The sequence below is a fragment of the uncultured Flavobacterium sp. genome (assembly GCF_963974175.1).
In the GTDB taxonomy this organism is placed as follows: Bacteria; Bacteroidota; Bacteroidia; order Flavobacteriales; family Flavobacteriaceae; genus Flavobacterium.
Genome location: NZ_CAXBBR010000005.1, coordinates 170,196 through 189,203 on the forward strand (window position 1 = coordinate 170,196; position 19,008 = coordinate 189,203).

13 protein-coding genes are annotated in these 19,008 nt (G+C 34.8%); 4 read left to right on the forward strand and 9 right to left on the reverse strand.

Annotated features, from left to right (window positions below; translation table 11 throughout):
- Positions 1 to 17 precede the first annotated feature (17 nt).
- Complete coding sequence (locus AAC069_RS10425) at positions 18 to 395, reverse strand: DoxX family membrane protein (protein WP_339920406.1); 378 nt, start codon at positions 393 to 395, stop codon at positions 18 to 20.
- A 243-nt stretch (positions 396 to 638) separates the two neighbouring features.
- On the opposite strand from AAC069_RS10425, the gene AAC069_RS10430 reads away from it, so the two are divergent.
- The 3 genes from AAC069_RS10430 to AAC069_RS10440 are packed head-to-tail and all read left to right on the forward strand — an operon-like array spanning position 639 to position 5,316.
- Complete coding sequence (locus AAC069_RS10430; RefSeq protein ID WP_339920407.1) at positions 639 to 1,925, forward strand: anthranilate synthase component I family protein; 1,287 nt, start codon at positions 639 to 641, stop codon at positions 1,923 to 1,925.
- A gap of 47 nt (positions 1,926 to 1,972) precedes the next feature.
- Positions 1,973 to 3,283 carry a tRNA lysidine(34) synthetase TilS gene (gene tilS / locus AAC069_RS10435; protein WP_339920408.1) on the forward strand — a complete coding sequence of 437 codons (1,311 nt, stop codon included), beginning with the start codon at positions 1,973 to 1,975 and terminating at the stop codon, positions 3,281 to 3,283.
- Entirely contained in the window at positions 3,283 to 5,316 is a 2,034-nt protein-coding gene (locus tag AAC069_RS10440; protein WP_339920409.1) for a cytochrome c biogenesis protein CcdA, read from the forward strand. Before tilS ends, AAC069_RS10440 begins: the two co-directional genes overlap by 1 nt.
- A gap of 179 nt (positions 5,317 to 5,495) precedes the next feature.
- Here AAC069_RS10440 and AAC069_RS10445 read toward each other — a convergent pair whose 3' ends face one another.
- From AAC069_RS10445 to AAC069_RS10480, 8 genes are all read right to left on the reverse strand, one after another.
- On the reverse strand, positions 5,496 to 6,809 hold the full coding sequence (locus AAC069_RS10445; RefSeq protein WP_339920410.1) for an ammonium transporter: 1,314 nt from the start codon (positions 6,807 to 6,809) through the stop codon (positions 5,496 to 5,498).
- A 277-nt stretch (positions 6,810 to 7,086) separates the two neighbouring features.
- The gene (locus AAC069_RS10450; protein WP_339920411.1) at positions 7,087 to 8,391 is read right to left on the reverse strand and encodes an amidohydrolase family protein; all 1,305 of its coding nucleotides are present in this window, start codon (positions 8,389 to 8,391) and stop codon (positions 7,087 to 7,089) included.
- 43 nt (positions 8,392 to 8,434) lie between these two features.
- Positions 8,435 to 11,428, reverse strand: a complete 2,994-nt coding sequence (locus tag AAC069_RS10455) for an amidohydrolase family protein (protein WP_339920412.1) — start codon at positions 11,426 to 11,428, stop codon at positions 8,435 to 8,437.
- A 170-nt stretch (positions 11,429 to 11,598) separates the two neighbouring features.
- The gene (locus AAC069_RS10460; RefSeq protein WP_339920413.1) at positions 11,599 to 12,672 is read right to left on the reverse strand and encodes an alanine/ornithine racemase family PLP-dependent enzyme; all 1,074 of its coding nucleotides are present in this window, start codon (positions 12,670 to 12,672) and stop codon (positions 11,599 to 11,601) included.
- Positions 12,672 to 13,823 carry an alanine racemase gene (gene alr, locus AAC069_RS10465; RefSeq protein ID WP_339920414.1) on the reverse strand — a complete coding sequence of 384 codons (1,152 nt, stop codon included), beginning with the start codon at positions 13,821 to 13,823 and terminating at the stop codon, positions 12,672 to 12,674. The genes AAC069_RS10460 and alr overlap by 1 nt, the downstream gene beginning before the upstream one ends.
- Positions 13,795 to 14,967 carry an amidohydrolase gene (locus AAC069_RS10470; protein WP_339920415.1) on the reverse strand — a complete coding sequence of 391 codons (1,173 nt, stop codon included), beginning with the start codon at positions 14,965 to 14,967 and terminating at the stop codon, positions 13,795 to 13,797. Before AAC069_RS10470 ends, alr begins: the two co-directional genes overlap by 29 nt.
- A 6-nt stretch (positions 14,968 to 14,973) precedes the next feature.
- Positions 14,974 to 15,408: a GNAT family N-acetyltransferase gene (locus AAC069_RS10475; protein ID WP_339920416.1), complete on the reverse strand. Its 435-nt coding sequence runs from the start codon at positions 15,406 to 15,408 to the stop codon at positions 14,974 to 14,976.
- The gene (locus AAC069_RS10480) at positions 15,389 to 16,861 is read right to left on the reverse strand and encodes a sodium:solute symporter family protein (RefSeq protein ID WP_339920417.1); all 1,473 of its coding nucleotides are present in this window, start codon (positions 16,859 to 16,861) and stop codon (positions 15,389 to 15,391) included. The genes AAC069_RS10475 and AAC069_RS10480 overlap by 20 nt, the downstream gene beginning before the upstream one ends.
- A 550-nt stretch (positions 16,862 to 17,411) precedes the next feature.
- Here AAC069_RS10480 and AAC069_RS10485 point away from each other — a divergent pair.
- The gene (locus AAC069_RS10485) at positions 17,412 to 18,947 is read left to right on the forward strand and encodes a YifB family Mg chelatase-like AAA ATPase (protein ID WP_339920418.1); all 1,536 of its coding nucleotides are present in this window, start codon (positions 17,412 to 17,414) and stop codon (positions 18,945 to 18,947) included.
- The last annotated feature ends 61 nt before the right edge of the window (positions 18,948 to 19,008 follow it).

Here is a 19,008-nt window from a genome sequence, read left to right on the forward strand (position 1 = left end):
TTTAATTGTAATTGGAATTAATCCATTTTGAATAGTCCTTTATAATTTTCCCAATGAGCAAAAATCAGGAATATGTTGCCCACAAACACAAAAATGGCGAGCGGAAGGTTGTCTGGTGTCAAGAAGTAATTAATTAATAATATATTAAGGGTTACAGGGAAAATAACAAGATTAGCTAACGTGGTGAATTTGCCCGTTATAAATGATAAACCACATAAGAGCTCTACACTTTTTGCCAAAGGAAATAAATAAGTTGAGGCCATCAAACCAAGCTGGAATGCTTTGAACTCTCCAGTTGATGCAGGCTCAGGGCTTAAGTGTAAAAAATAGCTGATAGAGGTAAAGAGAAATAGAAGTCCAAGCATAGTTCGAATAATAATGGTAGCAATTTTCATAATATATAGGTTTATTGGTTAAAAATTTAAAATATTCTGATGCGGTAAAGCTCATTTATTTTTAATACTATATTCCATTTTGATTACCGTTTCTATCAGAAAAAAAACAATTGTAATTTAATTAAGTGTTTTAATATTAGCGTGTTATTGTAAATTTACAAAAAAAAACAACTGATTTTTCTTATAACGATATATTAAAGGGAAATTTTTATTGTAATTTTGAGTTTTAAAGCCAAAATTTTTTTGAGAACATCAATTCATAAGCCGATTTCAAATCCAAAATTGTTTAAAAAACAACTTCTAATTTGGTCGCAACAGTTTCGTGAAGTTATTTTTATGGATAGTAATGATTATCCGCAGCAGCATTCAAGTTTTGATTGTGTTGTAGCAGTAGACGCTTTTACGTCAATAAAAACAGACTATCATAATGCTTTTGAGGATTTAAAACAATACCAGCAAATTACAAAAGACTGGCTTTTTGGTTATTTATCTTATGATTTAAAAAATGACATAGAGGATTTGCAATCGAATAATTTTGATGGTTTGTATTTTCCAGATTTGTTTTTCTTTCAACCTAAAAAAATATTTTTATTAAGAGGAAACGAGGTCGAAATTCAATATCTAACCATGTGCGATGATGAATTATCGGTTGATTTCGACGAGATAAATTTGCAAACTACCGATGTAGAATTGCGTACAACAGCAGTTGAAGTCAAACAGAGAATTTCAAAACAAAAATATCTCAAAAAAATTTCAAAAATGCTCACTCATATTAATCAGGGGAATTTGTATGAAGCTAATTTTTGTATGGAATTTTATGCTGAAAATACGATTATAAATCCACTGGATAAATTCCTTAAACTTAACGAAATTTCTCAACCTCCATTTGCTGTCTTTTTTAAAAATCACCGTCAATTTTTACTTTCGGCATCACCGGAGCGGTATTTGAAAAAAGAAGGAGAACTTCTTGTTTCGCAACCTATAAAAGGAACCTCAAAACGATTTCTGGATCCAATTGAGGACGAAGAATCGAAGAGGAGGCTTGCATCAGACCCGAAAGAGCGTTCCGAGAATATTATGATAACGGACTTAGTGCGTAATGACTTATCGCATACCGCACAAAAAGGATCGGTACAGGTTACAGAACTATGTGGTATTTATTCTTTTATGCAAGTCCACCAAATGATTTCTACGGTTACCTCTAAATTAGATTATCAATATGGCGCTGTTGATGCTATAAGGAAGTCTTTTCCTATGGGAAGTATGACCGGCGCACCTAAGATTTCGGCCATGAAAATTATTGAAGACTTGGAAGAAACTAAAAGAGGATTGTACAGTGGAGCAGTGGGTTACTTTACGCCCAGTGGAGATTTCGACTTTAATGTAATCATCAGAAGTATTTTGTACAATCAGGAAAATCAGTACGTTTCTTTTTCTGTAGGTAGCGCCATTACTGCGTTGTCAATTCCAGAAAGCGAGTATGAAGAATGTTTGCTTAAAGCAAAAGCAATGCGTGAAGTATTGCAATAATCGACATTCATAATTCGATATTGAATTTTAATCTTTATTTTTGAACTATGTTAGATAGACTCAAAAATCATATTACTCAAAACTTCCCTTTTTTAGAAAATAAAAAACTTCTTCTGGCTACCAGCGGAGGCTTGGACAGTATTGTAATGGCTCAATTGTTCAATCAACTGGACTACGCAATTGCTTTGGCTCATTGTAATTTTCAATTGCGGGGATTAGAAAGTTTCGGAGATCAAAATTTTGTTCAAGATTATGCTAGTACTAATAATATCCCACTGTTTTTGACCCAATTTGATACTGAGGCTTTCGCCAAAGATTACAAGCTTTCGACACAAGTTGCAGCTCGTGATTTACGTTACAATTGGTTTTATGAGCTTTTGGAAACAGAGGGGTTTGATTATGTTCTTACTGCTCATCATGCAGATGACAATATAGAAACATTTCTTATCAATCTAAGCCGAGGTACCGGGCTGGAAGGTTTGGTCGGTATACCAGCGCAAAACGACAAAATTATACGTCCTCTTTTGCTTTTTTCGAGGGAGGAAATTGCAAACTATGCCAAAGATAACAAAATAGAGTGGAGAGAAGACAGCAGCAATGCCTCCGATAAGTATTTGCGCAATAAGATTCGCCATGATTTAGTTCCATTATTAAAAGAATTAAACCCACATTTTATTCCTTCGTTTCAAAAAACACAATCCTATTTGCAGGAATCACAGGCCATGGTTGAAGACGCTTCTATTATGGTGTACCAGCAGGTAGCAAAGCAAGAAGAGGAAGGGATTTATTTTGATTTAAACCAATTAAGAAAATTACCAAACTATACTTCCTATTTATATCAATGGTTGCATGAATTTGGTTTTACTGCTTGGGATGATATATATGATTTAGTCGAAAGTCAATCAGGGAAACATGTTTTTTCTGCTGAGTTTCGATTATTGAAGGACAGGGATTCACTAATTCTAAGCCCAATTGATTTAGATGCTATTTCGGAGGAGTATTTTATTGATGAAGGGATGGAAGACGTTAAGATTCCCTTAAATCTTAGCTTTTGTAAAGTAGAAGACATTTACATTCCTACAAATTCGGCTATATTTGTTGATCAAAATAAATTAGAATTCCCTTTAGTTTTACGCAGGTGGAATGACGGGGATAATTTTCAGCCTTTTGGAATGGAAGGCAAGTCGAAAAAAGTGAGTAAGCTTTTTAAAGATGAAAAATTATCCTTGTTAGAAAAAGAAAATGTCTGGATCTTATGGTCAGGAAATAAAATTGTTTGGGTTATTGGTATTAGACAAGATGAACGATTTAGAGTAGAAAGCAAAACACAAAATATATTAAAAATAGAATTAGAATAATGAAGAAAATATTAGTTATCCTTGTCACTTTTTTGGCTTTTGCCAATGTAAATGCTCAAATATTAGATCCAGTAAAATGGACAACAAAAATTGAAAAAACATCAGACAACACTTATTTGTTGACTTTTGATGGCGTAATTGAAAAAGACTGGCATCTGTATTCCCAGTTTACTCCAGATGGTGGCCCACTGGCATTAGAAGTTATTTTTAAAAACCAAAAAGGTAATTTTAATCTTGTAGGTAAAGCGAAAGAAAGCAAAACCAAAACGGCTTATAATGATATTTTTGAAGTAAATGAAACGTATTTTCAAAGAAAAGCTCAAATACAACAGATAATACATGTTACGAATCCAAAGCTGACTAAAGTTGAAGCCGAGTTGAATTATCAGGTTTGTAAAGAAGTATGTATTAATTTAGAGAAGAAATTCACTTTTTCTATACCTGCTAGTACAGCAGTTGTCGCAGTGCCAAAAGAAGCCGCTGCTGTTGTAGTTGCTGTTGAAAGTGATACGATAAAAGAAGATTCTTTAGCTCCGAGTCTTGGTACAAGTAACATGGTAGTTGCGACACCTGAAAAAGAAGTAGTTGCAGAACCCAAATCAGATACCCAAAGGGGATTGTGGTCTATATTTTTTATAGCATTTTTATCAGGGTTTGCTGCCTTGCTTACTCCATGTGTTTTTCCAATGATTCCTATGACGGTTAGTTTTTTCACCAAGCAAAGTAAAACAAAGGCAAAAGGGATTAGAAATGCAATCATTTATGGGATTTCAATTATTGTTATTTATGTACTTCTTGGATTTTTAGTAACCTGGATTTTTGGTGCTGATGCTTTGAATGCTCTATCGACAAATGTGTGGTTTAATATTATTTTCTTTGTTTTATTAGTTGTTTTTGCGGCTTCATTTTTGGGTGCATTCGAAATTATGTTACCTAATTCTTGGGCAAATAAAGTAGACAGCCAAGCTGATAGAGGAGGGATTATAGGGATCTTATTCATGGCATTGGCACTTGCAATTGTATCGTTCTCTTGCACGGGACCGATAGTAGGCACCTTATTGGTGGAAGCCGCTTCCAAAGGGGGGATCGCTCCAATTATTGGAATGTTTGGTTTTTCATTGGCATTAGCCTTACCATTTATGCTTTTTGCTATGTTTCCAGGATGGTTGCATTCATTACCAAAATCTGGTGGATGGTTGAATACGGTAAAAGTTGTTTTAGGATTTTTAGAATTGGCTTTAGCCTTTAAATTCTTATCAAATGCCGACTTGGTATTGCAGTTGCATTTGTTGGAAAGAGAAGTGTTTCTAGCTATTTGGATTGCTATTTTTGGAACATTGGCCTTTTATTTATTCGGAAAAATCACGTTACCACATGATAGTCCATTGACGCATATTTCAGTAGGGCGATTAATGTTGGGATTGCTAGCTTTAACTTTTACTGTGTATATGATTCCAGGACTTTGGGGAGCACCATTAAAAATCATTAGTGCTTTTCCTCCTACATTAGAATACAGTGAAAGTCCTAAGGGATTAGGCGGTTCAGCAAGTAGTGTGACAAGTGTTATTTTACCCGAAGGGGCTAAAAGTGGACCTCATGGTATAGTGGTTTTTGATGATTATGTAAAAGGATTGGCTTATGCCAAAACAGTAAATAAACCTATTATGCTTGATTTTACAGGTTATGCCTGTGTAAATTGTAGAAAAATGGAAAATAATGTCTGGTCTGATGCTATGATTTTGCCTATTCTAAACAATGAAGTAGTACTTATATCTTTGTATGTTGATGATAAACGAAATCTGCCTAAAAACGAACAGTTTATATCGAAAACAACAGGTTCTGAAATTGAAACAGTAGGGGATAAGTGGACTGATTTTATGATATCAAAATATAAAACTAATACACAGCCTTTATATGTTTTAACGGATTTAGAAGGCAATAGCTTAAATGAAGAAAAGCCAACTATTAGTTATGTGAGTATTGAAGAATATGGAACTTGGTTGAAATCAGGAATTTCTAATTTTAAGAAATAATACTATTTATACTTTCTTTGGCCGATAACTTGTGTCGATTTTTTGACATAATAGGAAAGTACGATTTTTATTGGACTATAAGTTCATAATCGGTATGAAATAGAAAATCCCAATCTGAAATTCAGATTGGGATTTTTTGTGTTAGGCTAGCCTTACTACAAGTTTTTTTATAAATACTTTTATAAAAACTCTCCGTGTTGAGAGATGTCTAAACCTAACTCTTCTTTATCTTCACTTACTCTTAGTGGAGTTATCTTATTTACAATAAAGAATAAGAAATAAGATGCTGAAAAAGCAAATAAGGATACAATAATCAAAGCCGTTAGCTGATGAACAAATAATGTTGTTTCACCAAATATAAGTCCCTGATCTGTAACAGCTGAATTTACTGCTTTAGAAGCAAAAACTCCTGTCAATAACATCCCTGTCATTCCACCAACACCGTGGCAAGCAAATACATCTAACGCATCGTCAATTTTACCTTTTGGAAACGTACTTACTACAAGGTTGCTTACAATACTACTAAAAATACCAATGAATATTGCATGTGGCATACTTACGAACCCTGCGGCAGGTGTAATAGCTACTAATCCTACTACGGTACCAATACAAGCTCCCATTGCTGAAAGTTTATGACCAAGAATTTTATCTAGAAATACCCAAGCCATTCCGGCTGCGGCTGCGGCTACAGTCGTTGTTCCTAAAGCTTGTACAGCTAATCCATTTGCACCTAAAGCAGAACCTGCATTGAATCCAAACCATCCAAACCATAATAAACCAGTTCCTAATAATACATAAGTAATACGTGCAGGATTTGATTTTTGTGCTTTTCTTTTACCTAAAAACATTGCGCCAGCTAATGCTGCCCAACCAGCACTCATATGTACGACAGTTCCACCAGCAAAATCAAGAACTCCCATCTTGAAGAATAATCCTTCTGGATGCCAAGTCATATGACATAAGGGTGCATAAATTAATATGATGAATAGAACCATGAATAATAGATAAGCCCAAAAGCGAATCCTTTCAGCAAAAGCTCCAGTTATTAATGCGGGTGTGATTATTGCGAATTTTGCTTGAAATAAAGCGAATAATAGAAAGGGAACAGTTGGTGCAGCAACCCAGGCTGTGTTTGTACCAACACCTTGGAAGAACAAGTTAGGCAAAGGATTACCGATAATACCTCCAATTGAAGGTCCAAAAGACAAACCAAATCCAATTACAACCCAAAGTATGGTTACAATTATCATAGCCATGAAACTTTGCAACATTGTGCTGATTACATTTTTTTTACCTACCATTCCACCGTAGAAGAATCCTAAACCAGGAGTCATGATTAAAACAAGTGCTGTAGCAACTATCATCCATGCTGTATCTCCAGTATCGAATGCTACTGCTTCGGCAGGGATAGGGTGTGCAGAAAGAATGGAAGTTGAAAATAGGGTCACTACTAAAAGGGAAATTAGTAGGATACTTAAAACGATTTTTCTCATGTTGTTTTGAATTAATTTTTGACAAAAGTATAAAATCATTCAACATCCCTCTTAATATTGATGTAAAACTCATTATTTTTATGTTTTTAGTATTTTGACCCCTATTTTTTTGCGGGTATGTTTGATTTGTGCTAGGAAAATAAGTATTCGCTAATGTATTCGGAAATGGAATATTCAGAATTTTATTGTTTTGTACTAAATCAAAAAAAAACAGACAATTTACGATCGCGTAAATTGTCTGTTTTTTATAAGAAAAGACTAAGTTGTTTTATGACAACTAGTTTTGATTGTATTTTTCTTTATATCTTTTATTCAGTACAGATTGATGAGTTTCCAGACTTATCATTCTACCTTGAATAAAAGCATGTGATACTTTATTAGTTCTCATGTCTAAGGCATCACCCGCAGACAAGAATAAGGTGGCGTCTTTTCCTATTTCTAATGTGCCACATTGAGCATCTATTCCTAATATTTTGGCAGTGTTAGAAGTGATTAATTGCAAAGCTTGCTCTTTGTCTAGACCGTAGGCGGCACATGTACCAGCTAAAAATGGTAGGTTTCTGGTATTCATTCGTTCATGAGAGCCGCTATTTTCTAGTCCTACTAAAACTCCTTTATCGGTTAATAATTTTGCCGCTTTATAGGGTAGGTCGACATCATCATCCTCATGTTCTGGCATATCATGGACTCTTTTTAAAAGTACACCGATATTGTTTTTTTGTAATAATTCAGCAGTCTTGTATGCTTCGTATCCACCAACAATTACCATTTTTTTAATACCATTACTTTTAGCTAATTGGACAGCATCAATAATTTGTTTCTCTTCATTAGCATTTATAAATAAAGTTTGAGAACCATCAAACAATCCTCTTGCCGATTCCAAAATTAAATTACGTTCTTTAACATTATCTACTTGATAGGCTTTAGCATTTGTCAAAAAAGTAACGATTTCATTGATTTGAGTTTTGTAATCTTTATTTTCTTCAATACTTCCTGGCTCAAACCAAGATCCACTTTTCTTATAGCTGGAAGGAAAATTAAGGTGAATTCCATCATTTTCTTTCATAACTGCATCTTGCCAAGTCCAAGCATCTAACTGAACTATAGATGAGGTTCCTGATATACGCCCTCCACGAGGTGTAATTTGAGCAATTAAAACACCGTTAGGTCGTACGGTTTCAATTACTTTTGATTCTGCATTGTAGGCTATAATACTTCTTACATTGGGATTTATTTGTCCAATTTCATTTTCGTCGTCAGATGATTTAATGGCGTCAATTTCTACTAATCCTAATGTGGAATTTGGTGCTATGAAACCAGGATACAATTCTTTACCGCTGGCATCAATAGTAATATCATAGGCACTTTTATCTATTCTAATTGCTGTAGCATCTGCCATCATGGTAATCTTACCGTCTTTAAAACCTAAAGCGCTATTTTCGATTACTAGTCCATTACCAATATGAGCTTTGGCATTTAGAATCAATATTGATTTTGATTGTTTTGGAGCAGGTGTTTGTTGTGCATTTGCAAGGATTGATAAACTTAATACCAATACTAATATATATATGTGTTTATTCATTTGTTTATAATTTATTAGGTAATTGTGATTCTTAAAATTCGATTTATTCCAGTTCTAATGTATCACAGTGGTATTCTTTCTTCTCTTTGCGCTTTGGTTCTTGAGTAGTTGCGCCTTTGTTTTTCTCTTGTAATAACTGACCAATTAACTCGTTTCTTTCTTTGGCAATAGCTACTCTTTGTTGCTCATCTTTTTGAACATCATAATATACTACACCTTCAATTAGAGTTTTCTCTGCTTTAGCGTATATAGATAAGGGATTGTTGTTCCAAAGAACTATATCAGCGTCTTTACCTACTTTTATACTTCCTACTTTGTCATCTATATGCAATAACTTGGCTGGATTAAGAGTCACGAACTTCCAAGCATCTTCTTCAGAAATATCTCCATATTTAACTGCTTTTGCAGCTTCTTGATTTAATCTTCTTGACATTTCAGCATCATCAGAATTATAGGCTACCACTAATCCTGCATTATGCATTATTGGCCCATTATAAGGAATGGCATCATTTACCTCAAACTTGTAAGCCCACCAGTCTGAGAAAGTGGAAGCACCAACGCCATGTTCTTTCATTTTGTCGGCTACTTTATAACCTTCTAGAATATGAGTGAAGGTATTTACTCTGAAGTTAAATTTATCGGCAACATTCATCAACATTAAAATTTCTGATTGAACATAAGAATGACAACTAATAAATCGCTCTTTATTCAGTATTTCAGCTACCGTTTGTAAATCTAAATCTACACGGGGAGCATTCCCTTTTCCTTTTTTCGAATTATAGTTTTTCCATGCTAGATCATATTCCTTGGCACGTTGAAAATAATCAGTAAATACTTGTTCAACACCCATTCTTGTTTGAGGGAAACGAGTTGGGTTTACATTTCCCCAGTTGGACTGTTTTACATTTTCACCCAATGCAAATTTGATGAATTTAGGTTGGTTTTTATACAGCATTTCATCTGCATCTTGTCCCCATTTCCACTTTACAATGGCAGATTGTCCACCGATAGGATTTGCAGAACCATGCAGTAACTGTGAAGTAGTAACTCCACCGGCAAGTTCTCTATAAATATTTATGTCTTCAGAATTAACTACATCTTGTATGGATACTTCGGCACTTGAGTTGTGTCCACCTTCATTTACTCCATTAGAAATTGCGATATGAGAATGTTCATCAATAATTCCACTAGTCAAATGCTTTCCTTTTGCATCAATAATAGTTGCAGATGCATCAGAAAGATTTTTACCAATAGCGGCGATTTTTCCATTCTTAACTAGAACGTCTGTTTCTTCAATAATACCTTCTTTCTCATTTGTCCATACCGTGGCATTTTTGAATAGTAGAGTTTCGGTAGTTAATTTCTTGGTATTACCGTAAGCTACATTCGGAAATGTTGTAGCCATAATAACATTGTTTTTTTGCAACTTTAATGAATCCACAGGTTTCACAAATGGAGCAATTTTATTAGCTGACCATTTTACTTCATTTCCATCAAATAAAATCGCTTTTCCAGAAAGTGTTTGTACGTCTTCTATGTAGCCTATTAATCGGGTGAATGTTGTTTGTGTAGAATCGGTTGACTTTAGCACATTTGAAATCCAGTTGTTAGAAATCGAAAGTTTAGAGCTTAATTTTTTAGAATCAGCAGTATTGACTTCAGATTTAGGAGTCTCTATCTCACCGGTAATTTTCCATTTGTATTTTTTATCGGCAATAGTCAAATCATATTCACCTCTAATATCTTTCACATTGATATCATTGACAACATATTTAGACCCTTGAACCCAGTTTTCATAGATTTTCGTTTGGTCATTAAAGATTTCACCTGAGGTAATGATAAAGTTGGCGTAGTTTCCAATTTTTAAACTTCCAATTTCATTACTTTTTCCTAATAGCGAAGCAGGTACCGTTGTTAGTGCTTCTAATGCTTTTGTTTTGTCAAACCCATATTGTATAGCTCTAAGTAGGTTTGTTCTAAAATCCTCTGTTTTTTTTAACTTGTCCGTAGTCAGTGCAAATACGATTCCATTGTCTGTTAGAACTTTAAGATTAGTAGGCGCTTGATTCCAAAAGCGTAGGTCTTTTAATTCCATTTGATTTGCCTGATTTGGGTCAGATACATCGTAAGCCTCAGGAAAATTTATTGGAATAATAAATTGAGCATTAGTATTTTTAATTTCTTCAATTCTTTCAAATTCATTCCCTATTCCCTTCATAACATAATTCAAACCGAATTCCTTAGCGATCTTTGAAGCTCGCATGCTATTGAGTTTGTCTTCAGTAGCAAATATTTGAATTAACTTTTCGTTTTCAGCTAAAGCAGCCAATGACAAATCTTTAGTTTCAGCATTTCCATTTTTATACCATTTCAAATCATGATTTACTTGTCTTAAGAGTGCCATCATACCCATTAATGAGCTAGGATAGGCCTGATTAGAAGTAGCACTTCTGGTAAAACCAAAATGATTAGAAATTTTAGCGGTTAGTAAGCGATTACTTTGATCACTGTTATTTAAAGCGATTAATGAACCAGTTCCTCTGGCGATACCATCTTGAACATGCGTACCCACTACACCAAATCCGGCTTTCAATAATTCTTCGGCTTTTGGTTGGTCGTATTTGAAATTGTCATAAGCATTGACTTCTGAACGGATGTGCTCATTCCAATAATAGCCTTCTCGCTTGGTATCATACGACTGACTTTGGCGATTACCTTCTGTTTTTTTTGGTTTGTCCATTCCAAAACTAGTATACATATCAATAAAAGAAGGGTAAATTGATTTTCCTTCTAAGTTTACAGTAATAGTGTTTTTTGGAATGTTTACTGAAGTTCCTGCCGCAATTACTTTTCCATTTTGAATAAGTAAAGTTCCTTTTTCGATTATTTGTGTTGGAGTTACAAAAATCTTGGCATTGGTAAAAGCAGTATAATTGTTGTTTTTGTTTCGTACACCTTCGTTATTAGGAAAGTAGTCTTGAGCATTAATTTTTGGTATAAAAATTAATAAAAAGATAAGGGTAACTATTCTTTTCATAGGTTTCTTGTTAATTTTCTCTAAAAGTATAGAATAACTGTCTTTAAATGTTAAAAAATCTATTAATTAACACTTGTTTATTTTATTTAAGTGGTGAGTTGTTTTTATTTCACTAAAAAAGGGAAGACAACTTTTGTTTATCTTCCCTTTTACGATTTTTCAATGGTATTCTAACCAATGGTTTTTTCGATGTAATCTGAATTTAGGAGATATAAGGCTCCCATATATTGTATCTTAAAAGAGACTAGATCTCCTATTTTATATTTCTTTTTTGAATTTGAAATGTCAATTACTAACATATCAGAGCTAGCATCGACGATAGTGATATCAGGATCTTCTGCTTCAATATATTGTGGTTGCATATCCAAAAGTCCAATATCCAGTATTGCACGTAAAGAAGTAACTCCTAAATCGGCATCATCTTCCATTACATAAGTATTCCCAACTCCACTTTCTCCTAATTCACCTGTGGGAGCGTCTGGTTTTTCAGTAATTTCGATAATCTCTGAGTACAGTTTGAATACATCATTGTGCATTCCTTTAATCGTTTCGCCGGTGAATAGGTCTTTACCAAAAAATAGTGCTTCTCCAACTCTGAAATGATTCACCGCCATAGGGCGTGCGTTTTTCAGCATCAATGGTATCGCTACAGAAGTTCCACCTGAAACCCATGGAATCTTAATATTAAATTTAGCTTCGATTAGTTGCTTATATAGACTCAGCTGAATTAATTTATCTTGGGTAGGCATTATACCGCTCAGGCAATTAAGATTGGTACCAATACCTCGAATTTCAATATTTGGTAAACTTAGAATACTACCGTAAAACTCAACTAGTTCTTCACCCATTACACCTTCACGCAAATCACCCATCTCAATCATAATAATGATTTTATGGATTTTATTTTGTTTTTTTGCTTCTTTAGAAAGCATTTTTATGGTATCGATTTCAGTATTGAAACTTACATCTGCGTAGTGTACAATATTTTCAATACTTCGTTTAGCAGGTGGTTTGATATAAACGGTTTGGATCGTAGGATCTAGCGCCTTTATTTTTTTTAAGTTACTGATTCGGGAATCATGCATTTCTCTTACACCTAATGCGATAATTTCTTTCAAGTAAATTTTATTCCCACATAGAAGCTTCGTCACAACACCCCATTCTATATTTCTTGATTCAAAAATATTATTCAAGAAAGTATAATTCTCCTCTAATTTTTTTCGGTATAGTTTTATAAAGGCCATTATTCTATAATTTTACGTGGAATCGTTTTCGAAATTCGGGTTAATAATTCATAATTCAGTTGATTACTATAGTCACTAAAAGAAGCTATAGATACAGAAAGATCATTTTGAGAGCCAATAAGCACCACTTCATCATCTTTCTTTACTGATTCAAGGTTTGTAACATCAACAGTCATCATATTCATGTTTACAGAGCCAACTACAATACACTGTTGTCCATCAATAAGAACCCTTCCCTGGTTGCTTAGTGAACGGCTATAGCCATGGGAATAGCCAATAGGAATAACAGCAACTTTCATTTTTCTTTCTGCAAGGAAACTGGTTCCATATCCGATAAACTCTCCAATTTTCACCTTTTTCACACTCATTATTTTACTTTTCCAAGTAATAACTCTTTGAAGAGGATCTATCTTGCTTTTTTTTGTGCTTAAAAAATTAACAAATACTTCAGGGCTTGGCCATAAGCCATATTGAAGGATTCCAATTCGTACCATATCCATTCTAGTTTCAGGAAACATGATTGATGCCGCTGAACAGGCTGAATGTTTTATTTCTGGTTTTAGCTCATTCTTACAAAGATATTGATAAATATCTTCGAATCGTTTAATTTGCTTATCAACTCTATAGTAGTTCGCTATACTTTCGGCACCTGCATAATGGGTACAAAGTCCTTTAAAGAAAACGTGTTCTTTTTCTTTTTTTAGAAAAGCAATTACGGTATTTAGTTCGTTTTTTTCAAAGCCAGTACGGTTCATTCCAGTCTCAACTTCAATGTGTACAATTGCTTTTTTATCAAGTTTTTTTGCTGTTTTTGCTGCTTTTGTCAAGCGAGCTTTATCAAAAACAAAAAACTCTACATTGTTAGCAACCACCCATTCCATATCTTCGTCTTGAACGAGCCCCATTACCATTACAGTGGCTTTATCCTCTAATTCTGCTTTTACGGTTTTTGCTTCTTGTACATCAAAAACGGAGAAATGGGTGATGCCGCTAGCATAGGCCATCGAAACAATTTCCTCCACTCCATGTCCATAAGCGTTACCTTTTACAACACATGAAATTCTTACTTTTTTTCCAAAAGTAGTTCGAAGAAAAGAAAGATTCTTTTGATAAGCGGTAGTATTAAGTTCTATTGTTGAATTGGTGTGCATTTGTAATATGTTTGCTTATATGATGGAAAATAGATACTCCTGTTGCAATAATATCATCAGGAAAATCATAGTCTGGATTGTGTAAGGCTGGCGTGTCGATTCCTGATCCCAGTCCAAACATTGCACCTTTAAAGTGCTGAGTAAACAAACCGAAATCTTCTCCCCAAGTAAAAGGGGTCTGTTTTTCCAGTAGTTCAAAGTTATTTTTTTTTGCTGCTTCCTTGATGAAGTGAACAGCCGTTTCATCATTCTCGTTAGCTTGGAAACCTTGTGTCCATTGTATGTTGCATTTCAATCGGTATTCATCTGCAACAGCCTGGGCTATATTTTCTAAATTGGTTTCTATCTTTCTCATCTGAGAATTACTGTCGCTTCTCACTGTAAAATGAACCTCTCCAGCTCCAGCAGAAACACCGTAAGCCTTTTTACCCATTTTGGTATAAATAGGAGTGATCAGACAATAATTTTCCTTTGAAATGTCAGCCTGAATAAAAGTATTAAATTGGGTAATAATCGAAGCTATTGCTAAGGCAGGATTTATTCCTTTTTCAGGTTCTCCGGCATGTGCGGTAATCCCATCCAATTTTATTATAATACTATTCACGGCGCAAGTAAAAGTATCGTTTTTAACTACAATCTGATTTTTTGGATATCCAGGTAAATTGTGCAAGGCAAAAACATAATCAGGTCGAAATCTTTCAAATTTCGCATCTGAAAATACTTTTTGCGCACCGCTACCATCTTCTTCAGCAGGTTGGAATAAAAGAATTACTCTACCTGTTTCAGGCTTGTGTTGGGATAATTGGGTTGCTAAACCACATAAAATTGCCATATGACCGTCGTGCCCACATTTATGAGAAACACCATTGCTTAGCGAACGATGTTCGAACGTATTGATTTCTTCAATGGGTAAGGCATCCAGTTCACATCTAAACAATACCGTTTTCCCTGGTTTCTCCCCTTTATAAATGGCAATGATTCCAGTTTTTCCAATAGTAGTTATGACTTCATCAGCTGGATAATTTTCCAGAAAAGAAGTGATTCTTTTTGCAGTTTCCACTTCTTTTCCAGAAACTTCCGGGTATTTATGTAGTTCCTTTCGCAGTAGAACAAGTGGTTCTACGCGTTGGTTTAAATTCTCCATTTTGGACTATTTGATAAGACGCATTTCTAGGTATTTATTAGTAAAACCTAATTTTTCATATAATCCTTTAGCTGGATTGTCTGGCTCTACGTGAAGTGCTATGTTTCCTTCAGCAATAGAGATTGCTTTTTGCATCAATTTTTTTCCAAATCCTTTACCGCGTTGGCTATTGTCAACAGCTATATACACTAAAATATTCTCTGGGATAAAATCTTTCATCCCTGTATTGTTTAGAATAACAACACCAACAATTTTATCTTCGTCTAAACCTACTACTATATTCCCTCCTTTATCAGGGTTCATAACGTAAGCGATACATTTTAAAATGTCTTCAACTTTATCTCCATACTCTTCTAAATGAGTAAAAAGAAACTGAGCAATAATTTGATTTGTATATGTTTTGTCTTCTCCTGAAGTGCTATTAATTATTTTGAATTCCATTTTGTTTTTCTTTTTTGTTATGATGATAAATTGATATTGTAACGAACAATAATAGTGAAATACTTATTCCGTAAATATTTGCGTCTAAATGTTCGGGTAATTTTATTCCTAAAGGTAACTTATTTTCGGTAATTATAAGTAAAATTGTGGTTGCTCCTCCGAAAAGCATACTCCAAAAAGCGGCTATTGGGTGGCTTTTTTCCCAAAATAAAGCACCTAGAACGGGGATGAATAATCCAGAAACCATAAAGGCGTAGGAGTAGAGCATCAGTTCCAGTACGTTTTGCATTTGAGAAGCCAATAAAATCGCAAAAATTCCAACTAGTAAGGTTACGATCTGAGAAAGCTGAAGTTCTTTTTTATGAGTTAACTCTTTTTTAGAAAATTTAGCAATAATATCAGTAACGATATTTCCCGAAGCAGCCATTAAACAACTATCGGCGGTAGAAAGTATGGCCGAAAAATAGGAAGAAAGCATCAACCCCATTAACCCGATCGGTAAAATGGTAGCTAGTAAAATAGGTAATCCCATTTCGCTGTCCATTGACGCAGCGTCTGTAATTCCGTCAAACATGCCTTTGGTTGCAGCTACTTTTGCTAGCATTCCAAGAATAACTCCCATAAACGCCATTATAGGCCATTCGAAAACTCCGGCAATTATCCAGGCTTTCTTTGCTTCTTTTTCCCCTTTACTGGCATAAATTCTTTGGTATAGCGTCATACCCACAAACCAAATAGGAATAATGGTGACGGACCAATTTAGTAATTGATACCAAGTTACATTAGTCAGTGATAAATATTTAGGATCTAATGTTTCTTTAATGGCATCATATCCACCTACTGCATTATAAGCAACTGGTATTCCTATAAAAACTAATCCACCTATAAGGATTAACCATTGAATCGTATCAGTGTAAATCACTGCTTTTAATCCTCCAATAGAAGTATAAGCCACCGCAATAACTCCCATGACAATTAAGGCAGTTTGAATATTCAAACCGTCAATTGTTGCCGAAGCTAATTTGGCTCCAGCCAAAACCTGAGAACTGGTGAATCCGATATACCCAATTGCAGAAATAATACCAGCTAAAAGAGCGACTTTTCCATTGTAAAAATGACCGAAGATTTGAGGGAAAGTGAAAAATTTATATTTGTGTCCCAACTGGCTTACTTTCGGGATTAGGAATACGGCACTTAACCAAGCACCAAGAAGTCCTGTAAATAGCATCCAAGAACCGGATATTCCCATCGTAAAACCAAGTCCTCCCAGTCCAATTGAGAATCCACCACCAACATCAGTAGCGACTACAGATAGTCCAATATGCCAGCTGCTCATGTTTCTTCCACTAACATAAAAGTCCTCGGCAGTTTTATTTTTATTGAAAAAATAGAGACCAACACCTAACATAGCCAGCATGTAAACGACAAAGATTATATAATCTATTATGTGCATTTCTTGTTAATTCAGATTATTTAGTAGCCTGCAAATGGAATTTTTCCAAAAGGCAAAAGATGCAGCGAACTGCAAAAAAGGTATGTTTTTTCAAGTTGATTTCAGGATTATGAAATCTTAGATTTGGCTGTAAGAATTATTGATAATAATTCGTTTTTAACCCCGAAAAAGCAAATTATTAGCGGCAAATATAAGAAAATATATCCAAAAAGCTATTAAGGAAGCAATAAGACTCTTTTTGCTCGATTCATAAATGACATTTTCGAGGCATAGAAACAAACTAGAATCTGTTTTAAAAAATCGATTAAATTATTTGAAATTCAATTAGTTATGTGTTTTTCGTTTTTAAGCTGAATGAATTGTTTATCCTTCGTGTTTAATCTGAAATAAGCAAAAAGCCGAAGCTGTTTTTTGGACTGATTGTGTTATTCTACGTTATGAATTACTATTATACATCGGCGAACGGCGGCTTGCTAATTGTTTTATGTAATTCTAAAAATTGTGAGGATTGGTATATTAAAATTCATTATTTTTAATAAAATTATCTTCTATGCTAGTTAAAGTTTTTGGAAGTGCCGTATTTGGAGTAGAAGCTACAACAATTACAGTCGAAGTGAATATTGATAAAGGAATTGGATATCATTTAGTGGGGTTGCCAGATAACGCCATCAAAGAAAGTAGCTATAGAATTGCTGCTGCTCTAAAGAATAATGGTTACTCCATGCCCGGAAAAAAGATAACGATTAATATGGCTCCTGCCGACTTGCGGAAGGAAGGTTCAGCTTATGATTTAACTTTGACTATCGGAATCCTTGTTGCGTCTGAGCAAATTAAGGCGATTGATGTCGATAAATATATCATTATGGGCGAGTTGTCGCTGGATGGTAGCTTACAACCCATTCGAGGGGCATTACCTATTGCCATCAAAGCCAAAGAAGAGGGGTTTAAAGGTTTTTTTCTTCCAAAGCAAAATGTGAAAGAAGCAGCTATCGTTACTGGATTAGACGTGTATGGTGTTGAGAATATTCAGGAAGTTATCGATTTCTTAGAAGGAAAAGGAACTTTAGAACCAACAACAATAGATACCAGAGCCGAATTTTATAAGGATTTAGATTTTCCAGAGTTTGATTTTTCGGATGTAAAAGGACAAGAGAGTATTAAACGTTGCATGGAAATAGCCGCTGCGGGTGGGCATAATATTATTTTAATAGGACCTCCTGGTGCTGGGAAAACGATGCTCGCCAAACGATTGCCAAGTATTTTGCCTCCTATGACTTTGCGAGAAGCATTAGAAACTACTAAAATTCATAGTGTTGCGGGTAAATTGAAAGAGGTTGGTCTGATGAATCAAAGACCTTTCAGAAGCCCGCATCACACGATATCAAATGTTGCGCTTGTTGGTGGGGGAAGTTATCCGCAACCGGGTGAAATATCGATGGCACATAATGGGGTTTTGTTTCTGGATGAATTACCAGAATTTAAACGAGATGTGTTAGAAGTTATGCGTCAACCTTTGGAAGATAGAGAAGTAACGATTTCGCGAGCCAAGTTTACGGTGACTTATCCTTCGTCGTTTATGTTGGTTGCGAGTATGAATCCAAGTCCGAGTGGTTTTTTTAACGATCCTGATTCTCCACAAACTTCTTCTCCACATGAGATGCAGCGCTATTTGAGTAAAATTTCGGGGCCGTTACTGGATCGAATAGACATTCACATCGAAGTGACTCCCGTTCCTTTCGAAAAATTATCAGATGATCAAAAGGCGGAGAGTAGTGTTGATATAAGAAAAAGAGTGACGGCAGCGCGAGAATTACAATCCGCACGTTTTGAGCAAATGGACAACATACATTACAATGCACAAATGAACACCAAGCACATTAGGGAATATTGTGCTCTTGATGATACTTCTAAACAACTTTTAAAAACCGCAATGGAGCGACTGAATCTTTCTGCTCGGGCCTACGATCGTATTTTGAAGGTAGCTAGAACTATCGCCGACCTTGATGCCGCTCCTACCGTAGTTTCGTCCCATATTGCTGAAGCAATTCAGTATAGAAGCTTAGATCGTGATGGTTGGTTGGGTTGATTTAGAGTTAAGTATAAAAACCCACTATTTTGTCATTCCGTAGAATGAGGAATCACATTAT

Bases quoted from the DNA above. Each gene is read 5' to 3' on its own strand.
- AAC069_RS10445 (WP_339920410.1), bottom strand. From the start codon at position 6,809: ATGAGAAAAATCGTTTTAAGTATCCTACTAATTTCCCTTTTAGTAGTG.
- AAC069_RS10425 (WP_339920406.1), bottom strand. From the start codon at position 395: ATGAAAATTGCTACCATTATTATTCGAACTATGCTTGGACTTCTATTT.
- AAC069_RS10475 (WP_339920416.1), bottom strand. From the start codon at position 15,408: ATGGAATTCAAAATAATTAATAGCACTTCAGGAGAAGACAAAACATAT.
- AAC069_RS10485 (WP_339920418.1), top strand. From the start codon at position 17,412: ATGCTAGTTAAAGTTTTTGGAAGTGCCGTATTTGGAGTAGAAGCTACA.
- AAC069_RS10450 (WP_339920411.1), bottom strand. From the start codon at position 8,391: ATGAATAAACACATATATATATTAGTATTGGTATTAAGTTTATCAATC.
- alr (WP_339920414.1), bottom strand. From the start codon at position 13,823: ATGCACACCAATTCAACAATAGAACTTAATACTACCGCTTATCAAAAG.
- AAC069_RS10470 (WP_339920415.1), bottom strand. From the start codon at position 14,967: ATGGAGAATTTAAACCAACGCGTAGAACCACTTGTTCTACTGCGAAAG.
- AAC069_RS10480 (WP_339920417.1), bottom strand. From the start codon at position 16,861: ATGCACATAATAGATTATATAATCTTTGTCGTTTACATGCTGGCTATG.
- tilS (WP_339920408.1), top strand. From the start codon at position 1,973: ATGTTAGATAGACTCAAAAATCATATTACTCAAAACTTCCCTTTTTTA.
- AAC069_RS10460 (WP_339920413.1), bottom strand. From the start codon at position 12,672: ATGGCCTTTATAAAACTATACCGAAAAAAATTAGAGGAGAATTATACT.
- AAC069_RS10455 (WP_339920412.1), bottom strand. From the start codon at position 11,428: ATGAAAAGAATAGTTACCCTTATCTTTTTATTAATTTTTATACCAAAA.
- AAC069_RS10440 (WP_339920409.1), top strand. From the start codon at position 3,283: ATGAAGAAAATATTAGTTATCCTTGTCACTTTTTTGGCTTTTGCCAAT.